This is a genomic window from Candidatus Poriferisodalis sp., from assembly GCF_965198245.1.
In the GTDB taxonomy this organism is placed as follows: Bacteria; Actinomycetota; Acidimicrobiia; order Acidimicrobiales; family Poriferisodalaceae; genus Poriferisodalis.
The window spans coordinates 1,073,112-1,085,419 of record NZ_OZ240249.1; the positions used below are offsets into that span (position 1 = coordinate 1,073,112).

Genomic DNA, 12,308 nt, shown 5'->3' on the forward strand with positions numbered 1-12,308 from the left:
CAATCAGCTCGCCGCGCCGATATCTCGGAGCACGTCGGAGATGGTGGCGATGAAGTCCACCAGGCGGGGACCCCACCTCGAGACGATGTCGTCGCTGAGTTCCACAACCCTGCCCGCCTGCACGGCCGTGAGTTCGTCCCAGCCGGGGCGTGCAGCGACAGTCGCAGCGTTCTGGTCGCAGCAGAGCGTGTCGGCCAGGAAGATCACGTCGGGGTTGGCATCCACCAGATACTCGTCGCTGAGCTGTGGGTAGCCGTAGGAGGTGCCGTCGGCGTCTGCCCGATCGGCGACGTTCTCAAGCCCGAACAATCCATAGACCTGGCCGATGAACGTGCCGCTCGTGACGGTGTAGAGGGTGTGGTCGAGCTCGAGGTAGTAGCTCAGACCCGATGCGTCAGGCGCAGCTGCAATCAAGTCCGCAATCTGAGCCCCCATGTCGGCGGTGAGCTGAGCCGCCTCGTCGACCTGACCGGTGACTTCGCCGAACTCGGCAATCTGGGCGTACACGTCGTCGAATACGAACGGCGCGTCATGCGCGAGCACGGCGATGCCCAGCGCTTCGAGGCCGGAGATGAGATCGCCATCGGTCTGCAGCACCACGAGATCAGGCTCGTATGCGGCAATGGCCTCGATATTGGGGTTCCAGCCATCCAGGTCGGTGACGGGAGCTTCGGGCGGGTAGTACGAGAACTGGTCGACGGCCACGACGCGGTCGCCGGCGCCGATGGCGAACAAGATCTCGGTGCCCGCGGGCGAGATCGAGACGATTCGCTGGAATTCGTCGTCCTCGACAGAGTCCATGTCGCTGCCGGTGCACGCGGCCGCAACGGTCGCGAGGGCGAGCACTGCCCACAACAGCCTTCGCGGCAGCGAGGCTCGTGTGGTCACAGGGCGGTTCAAGGTGTTCTCCCTTCTGCTCGAGTTCGGCGCCGAGCAGCGGGAGCACCCACCGCACGAGCCGCTCCTTCCTCGAGGAATCGGTTCGCGAGATGGCGGTCGAGAGGCGATCGGACTCGTCCCCCGGAGGGGCATCACCGTTGCGGGACAGTGCCGGGATCTCACCGGCTTCGCTCACGACAACCGGGCGAAAGCCTAGCGCCCGCCGACGCACTGACCTGAGGGTCGGACTAGCGGGAGGGGCTCGGTGCCTTCGGCGCTCGCGAGCGTGACAGACGCCAGTAGCTCAACGCATTCGGGACCGTCAGAGCCAGCAGCATCACGAAGTTGACACGGCCGTCGATGCCAGACGGGTACACCGGCTCCACGAGATAGTGCGAGATGAAGCCAGTCTCGTACGGCTCCCTCCCGGCTCGGCGCAGGAACCATTTCTCCCACGCGGTCAATGGGCACTCCGAGCCGGTGATATTGACCACGCTCGCTGCGCCGATTGCCCCCAGGTGCCACTTCATCAGCTTTGGCCAGCGCCTGGCCCCCAACCCGCCGACCAGCAAGAACACGATGTAGGCCAAGTGCGACGAGGCCACGAGGCGCGCCAGCCCGACAGCGACCATCACCGCGACGCTACCCCGCCTGCTCTCGCACCTCGCAGCCGGCCGCGCACTGGCAGCGAGTGCGGCCGGGGCTCGAGAAGGCAGACTTACCGAATGGGCACCGCGATGATGACCGACCTGTACGAGCTGACCATGCTCGACGCGGCATTGCAGTCGGGGGTCGCGTCACGACGCGCGTGCTTCGAAGTATTCGCCCGGCGACTGCCCCCCGGCCGTGGCTACGGCGTCGTGGCAGGCCCGGGGCGCCTGGCCAAGCTGCTGGCCGACTACCGATTCGAGCCTGACGATCTGGACTACCTGGCGGGCCTGGGACGCTTCAGCGACGGCCTGCTCGACCACCTGGCGACGTTTCGCTTCGACGGCGACGCCTGGAGCTACCGCGAGGGCGACTTCTACGTGCCCGGCAGCCCGGTGCTGAGGGTGGACGCCTCGTTCGGTGCCGCGCTGTTGGTGGAGACGCTGGTGCTGTCGGTGCTGAATCACGACTGCGCTGTGGCCTCGGCGGCGGCCCGGATGCACGATGCCGCGGTCGGACGTCACCTCATCGAGATGGGTGGCCGACGCACGCACGAGCTGGCGGCGGTGGCGGCTGCACGCGCCTCGTGGCTGGTCGGCTTCGACGCCACCTCCAACCTGTTGGCCGGCGCGCAGTACGGGATCCCGACCGCTGGCACGGCGGCGCACGCTTTCACTCTTGCGCACCACGACGAGGAAGCCGCATTCGATGCGCAGATGCGCGCTCACGGACTCGAGACAACGCTGCTCATCGACACCTATGACCTGCGCACAGGCCTCGAACGCGGTCTGGCTGCGGCAAAACGACTCGGCGGGGTGCCCGGCGCGGTGCGCATCGACTCGGGCGACCTGACCGTGGAGGTGCCGCGAGTCCGGCACTGGCTTGACGACGCAGGTGCCGAAGCGACCCGCATCGTGGTCTCGGGTGACCTCGACGAGTACCGCATCGCCGACCTGGCGGATCTGCCGGTTGACGGCTACGGCGTAGGCACCCAGCTCGTAGTGGGTTCCGGACACGCCACCGCCGGCATGGTGTACAAGGCGGTCGCCATTGCTCGGCACTCGGGCACGTTCGAACCGGTCGTGCCGGTGCACAAGGAATCAGAGGGCAAGGCCACCCGCGGCGGGGTGGTGAGGCCGTATCGGGTATTGCAGGACGGCATCGCGACGGCTGAGGTGCTCGTCGAGCGTGATCGCCCAGGACCGCCCGACAGCCGGCCGCTGCATGTGCCGCTCGTGCGCGACGGACGTGCCGTCTACCCGTACTCGCTCAACCAAGACCGGCCCTTCCACCAGCGAGTCCGCGCCGAATTGCCCGCATCGATGCGGAGCTTGGACGGCGCTCCAGCCTTCGAGGCCGAAGTCGCCGCCGAGACAGGTCTGAACTAGAGGCGAGACCTCACGGATCAAGCGAGCCGGCAGCGAGTCTGCTGACCGAGCGGGGCGGCCTCGCTTCTTTGTGCAGAAATGCCGCCTCAGACGGCAAATCTGCGCAAAGAAGGAGCGTCCCCCAGGTCAGGTGCCTGGCTGCGGCACCAGGCGCAGGTACGGAAGCGGTGCCTCCCAGCCGTCGGGGTACTTCTCGGCGGCGGCTTCGTTGGACACAGCGGGAACGATGATCACGTTCTCGCCCTGCTGCCAGTTGGCAGGCGTTGCGACCTGCTCGGCAGCAGTGAGCTGGCACGAATCCAGCAGACGCAGGATCTCAGCGAAGTTGCGACCGGTCGTCATCGGGTAGGTGAGCGACGCCTTGATCTTGCGGTCCGGGCCGATGATGAACACCGTGCGAGCAGTGGCGTTGTCGGCAGCCGTGCGGCCCTGTGAGGTATCGCCGGAATCGGCGGGAAGCATGTCATAGAGCTTCACCACATTGAGCTCGGGATCGCCGATCAGCGGGTAGTTGACCTCGTGGCCAGTGGCCGATGCGATGTCTGCCTTCCAACCCTGGTGATCGCTCACACCGTCGACGCTGATGCCGATGATCTTGCAGTTGCGTGCGGCGAAGTCGTCGTTCAGGCCGGCGACGGCGCCCAACTCGGTTGTGCACACCGGGGTGAAGTCCTTCGGATGGGAAAAGAGCAGTGCCCATCCATCGCCGATCCAGTCGTGGAATTTGATCTCCCCGTCGGTGGTGCTGGCGGTGAAATCAGGAGCAGTGTCATTGAGGCGTAGTGCCATGTTTTCCTCCGGCAAAAAGGCGTGCCTCCGACGGCACGAACCGTTGGGCACAGGTTAGCTGTCTTAGGCGACAAATCCGACCTGATTAGTCAGGAATTCATCGGGCGATCAGCCGTCCGCCGTCGACCCGAGTGCCTCCGCTCAGCAGCAGTCCCGTATCGGGGTGCCGTCGGCGTGGTGGTAATGGACTGTGGGTCGTTCGTTGAGCGCCCGGTTGCCGGTCGGCGCTTGCGTCGTTGTGAAGACCCCGGCGGCTGCACCCAGTTCCAGTGCGCGTTCCACGTCCACGACCCGGGGTCCGCAGCGCCGCACCTCCGCAGATGCAACGTCATCGGCGTCGATCGTGTGCTCCCGATCGCCGTCGAGCGACAGGACGGTCGGACCCCGAAGCTCCACCGGAACTCCCAGGGGGACCTCACGATGGTCGAGCACAGAAACCGTGCGGTACAGCCCTGGAGCCAGCGCCACCCGCATCGGCTGTCCTCCGGGACCGCACTCCACCAGCACCCCGGCGTCTTCTTCGAATGAACACGGCCGCAACAGCCCTGCCAGCGAACTGAGGCCGATGCTCGCAGGGTGGGCACGCGACACCAGCACCTGCCGTATCAGCGCTCCGTCGGCGGGCATCCGGTTGCCGACGAAGTCGTCGGCCAGCGTCACAGCGTCAATGAGCGCGATGTCCGTCGAGCTTCCCGAGAGTTCGATGGCAATGAGCTTTGAGCGGGGAGCACAGTCGGCGGCATCCACGACACCGCTCGCGACGAGCCCCGCGGCGGCCCCAGCGACCGTCGGCTCGGTGAGGCTGGGGAACACATTGTTGGTACCTGTGGACATCGGAACGAGCGTCGCCTCGGGCCACACCGCCGAGACGGTCCGGTTCGTCCCGTCGCCGCCCAGTGTCACCAGCACCTCGACATCGCGGGCTCGCATGGCCTCGACGGCGCGCACCGTGTCGGCCGGCGACACTGTCGCCCCGACGTCGACGATCTCGATCTCGGCGTTGATGCGCAAGTCAGTGAGCGCTCCTGTGGCGATCCCAAACGGCTCGGCCATGGCCACGATGCGCGTGGCCCCGGCCGTCACTGCGCCGATCACCGCCCGGGCGATCCGGTTGCGCTTGTCCTCGGTCGTCGACACGGCCCCGCGCGCCGCCACGCGGCGAACATCGCGCCCCGAAACCGGGTTTGCGATGATCCCGACGGTGCCGTTAACCGAGCCTCGGCCCCTGCGGGCAGAGTGCTCTAGGACCGGGGTGATGTCGCCGGTCCGGTCTACTTCCTCCCACGCGCGAGCGAGCCGCTCCCCGTCGGCGCCGGTGGCGAAGGGGATCGGCAGGGTGAAGCGTTCGAGGTCGGGTTCGGGCACCATCGCCTGCCGACGCTAACCACCCTCGCCTCCTGACTGCCGCGCGGCGCTCCGAACTGTTGTACTTGGGTCATGGCCGGTGGAATCGAGAATGAGAGCCACAGTCCACCCGGACCGCGCACGTGGTCGCCCGCAGCACTGACCATCGCGGGTGCAGATTCCTCCGGCGGTGCGGGCCTCGCGGCCGATCTGCGGGCGTTCGCGGCCTCGGGCGTGCACGGAGCGTTCGCCTTGACGCTGGTCTCGGCACAGAACACCACAGAGTTTCGAGCGGCACAGCCCGTCGACGCCGAGTTGGTGGCGGCGCAGATCCACGCAGTGCTCGACGACATGCCGATAGCGGCGTCCAAGACGGGCCTCTTGCTCACTGCCGAGACGATCGCGCTTGTGGCATCAATCGCTGCCCGCCGTCTACCCCAATTGGTGGTGGATCCGGTGCTCGTCAATGGGGCCGGCGAGCCGATGCTCACCCTCGATGCTGAACGATCGGTGGCAACTCGGCTCCTGCCGTGCGCGCGCGTTGTGACACCCAACCATCTCGAGGCGGGGCGGTTGGTGGGAAGAGATCTTCCCGGCGAGCCCGAGGCGTGGATCGAAGCGGCCCACGAACTCGCGGCTGCGGGTCCCGAGGCCGTCATCGTCACCGGCGGCCGTCTCCGAGATGGGGCCACCGTCACCGACGTTGTGGTCCTCAACGGCAGCGTCCGGCTGCTGTCCGCCCCGCGCATCGAGACCCGCAATGTCCGTGGGTCGGGCGACATCTTCTCGGCCGTAATCTGCGCTGAGCTGGCGAAGGGCACTGACCTCGACTCGGCAATCGATCGCGCGCACACCCTGACAACACGCGCTATCGCAGCTTCAGCGACTCGCCAGCTCGGCGGTGGCCAAGGACCTGTCGATCCGTTCGCTGTGTGAGGCCGGACCGGTTCGGACCCGTCTGCGTACACTGCGAACGCTGTACGTGACGTCGTTCTTGAGCTCGTCTCAGGGGCGGCGAGGCCGCACATCCCAGGAGGCACCCGGTGACACGCGAGCGCTGGCAAACGGAGTTCGAGGCCACGCAGGCGCGCGACGCCGACTTCGAGACGATGAGCGGCATCGAACTCGAGCCGCTCTACGGGCCTGCTGACGACGAACCCGATTCAGAGGTCGGCTGGCCTGGGCAGTTCCCCTACACGCGCGGCGTACATGCCAGCGGCTACCGCGGCCGGCTCTGGACGATGCGCATGTTCGCAGGCTTCGGCACTCCCGAAGACACCAACAAGCGATTCCACGAAATCCTGGCCGCAGGCGGGGGCGGACTGTCCACGGCATTCGACATGCCCACCCTCATGGGCCTCGACTCCGACGACGTGATGTCGCTGGGCGAGGTGGGCCGCTGCGGCGTGGCCGTCGACACCATCGAAGACATGGCGACCCTCTACGACGGCATCGACCTCGAGGCGACCACCACGTCGATGACCATCAACGCACCGGCCGCCGCCATCTGGGCGATGTTCGTGGCCAACGCCGAAGAACACGGCGCGCACCGCCGCAATCTCGGCGGGACGCTGCAGAACGACATTCTCAAGGAGTATCAAGCCCAGAAGGAATGGGTGTATCCGCCACGCCCGTCCATGCGACTCGTTGCCGACACCATCGAATTCGCCACCGAAGAGATGCCTCGATGGAACTCTGTGTCGATCAGCGGCTATCACATTCGCGAAGCAGGCTCGACAGCCGCACAAGAGCTGGCGTTCACGCTGGCCAACGGGTTCGCGTACGTGGAAGCGGCCGCCCAGCGGGGCCTGACCACCGACGAGTTCGCCCCGCGCCTCAGCTTCTTCTTCAACGCTCACATCGACTTCTTCGAGGAGATCGCCAAGTACCGGGCGGCCCGACGCATCTGGGCACGGTGGATGCGCGACCGCTACGGCGCCCAGCACGAGCGGTCGATGATGCTGCGCTTTCACACTCAGACCGCTGGGGTGTCGCTCACGGCCCAGCAGCCGGAGATCAACATTGCCCGCACAGCCATCGAGGCGCTTGCAGGGGTTCTGGGTGGCACGCAGAGCCTGCACACCAACTCGATGGATGAAGCGATGGCGCTGCCGACCGACAAGGCGGCCCGTATCGCCTTGCGGACCCAGCAGATCATTGCCCATGAGACCGGGGCCGCAAACGTCATCGACCCTCTTGGCGGGAGTTGGTTTATCGAGGAGCTCACCGACCAGCTCGAAGCCGAGGCAGAGGAGATGTTTGCTCATATCTCCTTGGTTGGCGACGGCTCGATGCTTGAGGGAGCATTCCGCCTGATCGACGAGGGCTGGTATCAGTCCGGGATTGCGGACGCCGCCTATGAGTTCGAGAAGAAGGTGAACGCGGGTCGCCGAGTTGTCGTTGGAGCGAGTGCCTTCACTGAGGGCAGCGAAGACGACGACATCGACCTGCTGAAGATCACCAACGATGACGAGCAGCGACAGATCAAACGGCTGCAGCAAGTTCGGGCTGATCGCAACCAAGCAGCCGTCGACGAGGCCCTGCTGGCGCTGCGCCGGGCCGCTGAGACTGACTCAAACCTCATGCCGCACCTCATCGACACGGTGCGGACGCGGGCCACGGTGGGCGAAGTGACCAATGCCCTTGCCGATGTCTTCGGTCGCTATCAGGAGCGGCCGTTCATCTGATCGGCACTCTGCCTGGGGTGCGGGGAGAGGCATCGCAGATGTTGGGGGTGACCTGCGGTTTCGCCGCTTGTGCGAAGTGCAAGCCGTTCGGCAGCGGTGGGCTAGTGTCCCGTCAGTCCTACCCGGAGGCCGGCACATTGACCAGACCGTCCGCGCCGGAGACAGCCTGCGTGCGCGCGCGGACGGCGAGGACGCATCGTACCGGTCGGTTTGCGTGGAGCGCCGTCACGGCGCTGCTGATGGCAGAGGTTCTCGGGGCTTGTGGCGGCGGACCCGAGCAGACGCAGGTCGAACGCGAGGTTCAGGCCTACCTGCAGAGCGTGGTGGCACCGGCGGCGATTGCCGACATCTCCTGTCCCCCGGACGCCCCCGTCAGGCCTGGTTCGACGTTCTTGTGCGACGGCAAGGTTGAGGGAGCGTTCTACGAGGCGCAAGTGACCATCATCGACGAGCAGGGCCGCCGTGAAGTCCGACCCAGACAGGCGGTGATGCAGGTGAACGCCACCGAAACCGCCCTTGGTGCCGAAGCGGCGACTGCGCTGGGCTTCAGCGTTCAAGCGGACTGCGGCGATGACCAGTACCTCGTGGTCTCGGTCGGCCATACCTTCTTGTGCACGCTCGAGCGGACCGATACGGGAGCCACGCAAGACATCGAGGTCGAGGTCCAGAATGAGATCGGCGCCATCGAGTGGAGACTGAAGGGCTAGTCACCGCGGTATGCCACGAAATCGCTACGACGCCGCAGGCAACTTGCGTCCTCTGCGCCAGCGCAGCCCCGGCGTGTGGTGGACAGCGGTCCTCGTCGTCGCGGCGATGCTGCTGACCGGGTTCGCAGCAATCGCCTCGGTGCTCTAGCTGGCCGGACGCATCGGCCGACACGGTGCGATCCTGCTCTTTCAGCATCAATGCGCGGAATGCCATGGAGGTCCCCTCGTCGACGTGGCATCCTCCGAGTGAGAAGCCCAGCGAGCCTGCGGGACATTACCGCCCAGGGGTTCGGCACCACCGTTCGAAGCCGCCCTCGGACTCGAGGGGTGCCGTCAGTAGGCTGACCGCATGGCCCTGAGCGACACCGTGCGCGAATCGATGATGGAAACGCGACGCGAGACCTTCGCGGTCGCGCCGGACGCGCTCTCCAAGGTGATCGAGCTGCGCAACAGCGAGGTCGACGGCGACCAGCTGGCGCTTCGCATCGAGGTGACGGGCGCTCAAGGCGTCGACTACACCTACGACCTCGCCTTCGAGCTGCTGGCCGAGGCCGACGCTGCCGACGTGCCATTCGCGGTTGGGAACGGTCTGACGGTGCTGATTCCAGATCGCGACGTTGCCAAGCTCGACGGCGCCTCGCTGGACCTGCCGTCCAACTCCAACCAGCCGGGCCTGGTGCTGCGCAACCCGAACCGTCCGGACCTCGGACCCAACGCTGCGCTCGACCTCGACGGCACCGTCGAAGACAATGTCCGCGAGGTGTTGACGAAGCGCATCAACCCCTCCATTGCGGCCCACGGCGGCTTCGCCGAACTGGTGTCTGTCGAGGGGGACACGGTGGTTGTGAAGCTGGGAGGCGGTTGCCAGGGCTGCGGCATGGCCAACGCCACCGTCACCGCCGGCATCGAGCGCACGTTGCGTGAGCTGATTCCCGAGATCGAGCGGGTGGTCGACCTCACCGACCACGCTTCGGGCGAGAACCCCTACTTCACCTGATCGGCGGAACTGCTCCAGCGATGGCGGAAGCTGAGATAGCGCACCGTTGGTCGCCGATCACCGACCTCGCCGAGTCAGACCTCGACCTCGACCGCGCCGAACTGCTGTCGCTCTCGGGTGTGTGGGACGACGTCAAGAGCGAGTTGCCCACCGATCAGGTCGACGACTTCAACGAGAGGCTCAAGCGGGAATGGGCGATTGAGACGGGCCTCATCGAACGCGTCTACACCTTCGACGCGGGAATCACCCAGCTGCTGATTGAGCAAGGCATCGACGCGTCGCTGATCCCTCACGACGCCACGGACAAAGCGCCACAGGTCGTGGCCGGCATCATCGCCGACCAGGCCCAGGCGGTTGATTTCCTGTTCGACTTTGTCACGCAGCAGCGGAGCCTTTCGTCGTCGTACATCAAAGAACTCCACGCCTTGATGACGCGCAAGCAAGCCACGGCTTCGGGCATCGACCAGTTCGGCCGGCCCGTCGAAGTGCCGCTGACGCACGGCGAGTACAAGCTGCAGCCGAACAATCCGACGCAACCTGACGGCAGAGTCTTCGAGTACTGCCCACCCGAACAGGTCGCATCCGAGATGGACCGGCTCGTCGAGATGCACCTCGAACATGCCACCGACGGAGTCGCGGCTGAGCTAGAGGCCGCTTGGCTGCATCATCGGTTCGCGCAGATCCACCCATTCCAGGACGGCAACGGCCGCGTCGCCCGCGCACTCGCATCGCTGGTCTTGATTCGTGAGGGTTGGTTCCCGCTCGTGGTCGCCAGTTCGGATCGGGTGAGGTATCTCGACAACCTGAAGGCTGCTGACTCGGGCGATCTGCGGCCGCTCGCATCACAGTTCGCAGCAGTCCAGCGCACCTGGTTCCGCAAAGCGATCGGCATCGGCGAGCAGGTGCGGCAAGCGGCAGAACGGACAGACCAGATCATTGCTGCCATCGGCGATCAGTTCCGCGAACAACGGGTGCAGACGCGCGTCGATATGGAGCAGGCCAAGGAAACCTCGGCCACGTTGGCCCAGATGGCGAGATCGAAGTTCTCTGGGCTCCTCAATGACATTTCCGACGCAATTGGCGCCGATGGCCAAGCCCGCCGAGTCTTCGTGGACTACGGCCTCGATGAGGACGCTGAGCGACGCTCGTGGCACCGCTACCAAGTCGTCGAAACGGCCCGACACGCCGTCCTCGACTACTGGACCAACCCGCGCGAGCTGCACTCTTGGGTGCGACTCGGGCTGGTCACCGAGAGCGGTCGTTCAGAGATCCTTTTCTCGCTACATGGAATAAATCGGGAGTATCGGGGTCTCGTCGGAGCGTCGATGTGTTTGTATCGCCGCCAGAAGGGCGACGACATCGAGCACCAGATCATCGAGTTGGAACCGGTCTGCGGCGAGCTCTTCCAGTTCAACTACAAGGAGCCTGCGGCCTCGGTGGGACGCCGCTTCGATGGCTGGCTCGAAGAGTCGCTGCTGCGCGGCCTCGATCAGTGGCGCCGAGGCGAGTAGGAAACGACGTGGTCTCGAACATCGCCCGTCTCGGCACCAGTCCGGTGCGATTCGCCCGCTGCACACGTGGATTGTCCGAGTGGGCGTGATCCTCACTGATCAAGGCGAGTTGGAAGCACCGGCACGAGCGATGATCGTCGTGGCGCATCCCGACGACATCGACTTCGGCATGGCGGGAACCGTTGCCGCGCTGACCTCAGCCGGCTGCCATGTGGCCTACTGCCTGGCGACGAGCGGGGAAGCCGGCGGTGACGATCTCGAACATACGCCCGACGAACTGGGAGCGGTGCGACAAGCCGAGCAAACCGCTGCTGCTGCCCGGGTCGGAGTGAGCGAGTTGCACTGGCTGGGGTATCCCGACGGCATGGTGGTGGCCAGCCTTGAATTGAGACGCGACATAGCCCGGGTGATTCGCAAGGTCCGGCCCGATGTCGTGGTCTGCCAGACGACGATCCCTGACTGGGACCGCATCTACATCTCGCATCCTGATCATCTGGCCACTGCCACTGCCGCGCTGGCGGCGGTCTACCCCGATTCTCGCAATCCTCGTGCGTTCCTCGAACTGCTCGATGAAGGTCATCAGCCGCACACAGTGGACGAGCTGTGGCTGATCGGCACCGAGCCGAACCGCTACATCGACATCACCGACGCGTTCGACGCCAAAGTGGCAGCGCTGCGCGAGCACTGCAGCCAGACCGAGCACATGGACGACCTCGACGGTCGATTGCGCGAGTGGAGCACGGAGACTGCCCGCGCCGGCGGTCTCGCTGAGGGCCGACTGGCCGAGGCCTTCCGAGTCGTCCCGGCCGTGTAACGCGGCGAGCGCTTCGCAGACTTGGCGGACTGGCGGAAGGTCGCCTCGCCAAGGCGTCCGGCGTTGTCCCGCCGATTGGCAGAACGAGTGACAGGCTGATGTTCTGGGCAACCTTGAGCCTGCCTCAAGCGCAAACGCACCACTGGATGCCTGGCAAGTTCTACATTAGATCTAGGGCAAATTCACCATTAGGAATGCGGCGCGTCCATCTCTGACGGCGTCGGCGCCTCGCTCAACGGCAGGCTCATTTGCATCGAGGTCATCGCTCGAGCCGAGTCAGTGGTGTGTGTATTGTTACACACATGCGTTTGCACATACAGCTCGAGGACGAAATCGTGGCCGATATCGACCGGCGAGCTGGACCAAGACGCCGCAGCGCATTCATTACCTCGCTCATCCGGCGAGGGCTTGACGATGAGCACCGCTGGGACGAGATCGAGGCATCGCTGGGCTCAATCGCGGACTCGGGGCACGAGTGGGACGACGGTCCCGCCGCGTGGGTGCGCGCCCAACGGCAGGGCGATGCGCGACGGTCTGGCTGAGC

At 65.7% G+C, this 12,308-nt stretch carries 13 protein-coding genes and 1 riboswitch; of the genes, 9 read left to right on the forward strand and 4 right to left on the reverse strand.

Translation table 11 applies throughout. From position 1 onward, the window contains the following. Nucleotides 1–3: 3 nt before the first annotated feature. Nucleotides 4–900, reverse strand: a complete 897-nt coding sequence (locus tag ACOCMM_RS05080) for an ABC transporter substrate-binding protein (RefSeq protein WP_419552105.1) — start codon at nucleotides 898–900, stop codon at nucleotides 4–6. Nucleotides 901–952: 52 nt separating this feature from the next. Further along, nucleotides 953–1,096: riboswitch (adenosylcobalamin (AdoCbl) riboswitch) on the reverse strand. 31 nt (nucleotides 1,097–1,127) lie between these two features. Next, a complete protein-coding gene (locus ACOCMM_RS05085) occupies nucleotides 1,128–1,511 on the reverse strand; it encodes a DUF2784 domain-containing protein (protein ID WP_419552106.1) in 384 nt (127 codons plus the stop codon). 93 nt (nucleotides 1,512–1,604) lie between these two features. Between ACOCMM_RS05085 and pncB the strand changes: the two genes are divergently transcribed. Further along, nucleotides 1,605–2,915, forward strand: coding sequence for a nicotinate phosphoribosyltransferase (gene pncB / locus ACOCMM_RS05090; RefSeq protein WP_419552107.1), 1,311 nt, complete (start codon nucleotides 1,605–1,607; stop codon nucleotides 2,913–2,915). A gap of 126 nt (nucleotides 2,916–3,041) precedes the next feature. Here pncB and ACOCMM_RS05095 read toward each other — a convergent pair whose 3' ends face one another. Together ACOCMM_RS05095 and ACOCMM_RS05100 are read right to left on the reverse strand one after the other, a co-directional pair. Then, nucleotides 3,042–3,704 (reverse strand): peroxiredoxin, encoded by a 663-nt coding sequence (locus ACOCMM_RS05095; RefSeq protein WP_419552108.1) that lies wholly within the window; start codon nucleotides 3,702–3,704, stop codon nucleotides 3,042–3,044. 141 nt (nucleotides 3,705–3,845) lie between these two features. Then, complete coding sequence (locus ACOCMM_RS05100) at nucleotides 3,846–5,072, reverse strand: NAD(+)/NADH kinase (protein WP_419552109.1); 1,227 nt, start codon at nucleotides 5,070–5,072, stop codon at nucleotides 3,846–3,848. Between the two features lie 69 nt (nucleotides 5,073–5,141). Between ACOCMM_RS05100 and thiD the strand changes: the two genes are divergently transcribed. The 8 genes from thiD (at nucleotide 5,142) to ACOCMM_RS05140 (ending at nucleotide 12,306) form a co-directional block, all read left to right on the forward strand. Further along, nucleotides 5,142–5,984: a bifunctional hydroxymethylpyrimidine kinase/phosphomethylpyrimidine kinase gene (thiD, locus tag ACOCMM_RS05105; RefSeq protein ID WP_419552110.1), complete on the forward strand. Its 843-nt coding sequence runs from the start codon at nucleotides 5,142–5,144 to the stop codon at nucleotides 5,982–5,984. A 107-nt stretch (nucleotides 5,985–6,091) separates the two neighbouring features. After that, nucleotides 6,092–7,735 carry an acyl-CoA mutase large subunit family protein gene (locus ACOCMM_RS05110; protein WP_419552111.1) on the forward strand — a complete coding sequence of 548 codons (1,644 nt, stop codon included), beginning with the start codon at nucleotides 6,092–6,094 and terminating at the stop codon, nucleotides 7,733–7,735. 239 nt (nucleotides 7,736–7,974) lie between these two features. Next, nucleotides 7,975–8,442, forward strand: coding sequence for a DUF4333 domain-containing protein (locus tag ACOCMM_RS05115; RefSeq protein ID WP_419552112.1), 468 nt, complete (start codon nucleotides 7,975–7,977; stop codon nucleotides 8,440–8,442). A gap of 10 nt (nucleotides 8,443–8,452) precedes the next feature. Continuing rightward, nucleotides 8,453–8,590, forward strand: coding sequence for a hypothetical protein (locus ACOCMM_RS05120; protein ID WP_419552113.1), 138 nt, complete (start codon nucleotides 8,453–8,455; stop codon nucleotides 8,588–8,590). 201 nt (nucleotides 8,591–8,791) lie between these two features. Continuing rightward, entirely contained in the window at nucleotides 8,792–9,439 is a 648-nt protein-coding gene (locus tag ACOCMM_RS05125) for a NifU family protein (protein ID WP_419552114.1), read from the forward strand. A 20-nt stretch (nucleotides 9,440–9,459) separates the two neighbouring features. Further along, nucleotides 9,460–10,950, forward strand: a complete 1,491-nt coding sequence (locus tag ACOCMM_RS05130) for a Fic family protein (RefSeq protein ID WP_419552115.1) — start codon at nucleotides 9,460–9,462, stop codon at nucleotides 10,948–10,950. Nucleotides 10,951–11,035: 85 nt separating this feature from the next. Next, a complete protein-coding gene (locus ACOCMM_RS05135; protein WP_419552116.1) occupies nucleotides 11,036–11,764 on the forward strand; it encodes a PIG-L deacetylase family protein in 729 nt (242 codons plus the stop codon). 302 nt (nucleotides 11,765–12,066) lie between these two features. Beyond that, on the forward strand, nucleotides 12,067–12,306 hold the full coding sequence (locus ACOCMM_RS05140) for a hypothetical protein (RefSeq protein ID WP_419552117.1): 240 nt from the start codon (nucleotides 12,067–12,069) through the stop codon (nucleotides 12,304–12,306). Nucleotides 12,307–12,308: the final 2 nt, after the last annotated feature.

Bases quoted from the DNA above. Each gene is read 5' to 3' on its own strand.
- ACOCMM_RS05095 (WP_419552108.1), bottom strand. From the start codon at position 3,704: ATGGCACTACGCCTCAATGACACTGCTCCTGATTTCACCGCCAGCACC.
- ACOCMM_RS05140 (WP_419552117.1), top strand. From the start codon at position 12,067: ATGCGTTTGCACATACAGCTCGAGGACGAAATCGTGGCCGATATCGAC.
- ACOCMM_RS05125 (WP_419552114.1), top strand. From the start codon at position 8,792: ATGGCCCTGAGCGACACCGTGCGCGAATCGATGATGGAAACGCGACGC.
- pncB (WP_419552107.1), top strand. From the start codon at position 1,605: ATGGGCACCGCGATGATGACCGACCTGTACGAGCTGACCATGCTCGAC.
- ACOCMM_RS05130 (WP_419552115.1), top strand. From the start codon at position 9,460: ATGGCGGAAGCTGAGATAGCGCACCGTTGGTCGCCGATCACCGACCTC.
- ACOCMM_RS05115 (WP_419552112.1), top strand. From the start codon at position 7,975: ATGGCAGAGGTTCTCGGGGCTTGTGGCGGCGGACCCGAGCAGACGCAG.
- ACOCMM_RS05085 (WP_419552106.1), bottom strand. From the start codon at position 1,511: ATGGTCGCTGTCGGGCTGGCGCGCCTCGTGGCCTCGTCGCACTTGGCC.
- ACOCMM_RS05100 (WP_419552109.1), bottom strand. From the start codon at position 5,072: ATGGTGCCCGAACCCGACCTCGAACGCTTCACCCTGCCGATCCCCTTC.
- ACOCMM_RS05120 (WP_419552113.1), top strand. From the start codon at position 8,453: ATGCCACGAAATCGCTACGACGCCGCAGGCAACTTGCGTCCTCTGCGC.
- thiD (WP_419552110.1), top strand. From the start codon at position 5,142: ATGGCCGGTGGAATCGAGAATGAGAGCCACAGTCCACCCGGACCGCGC.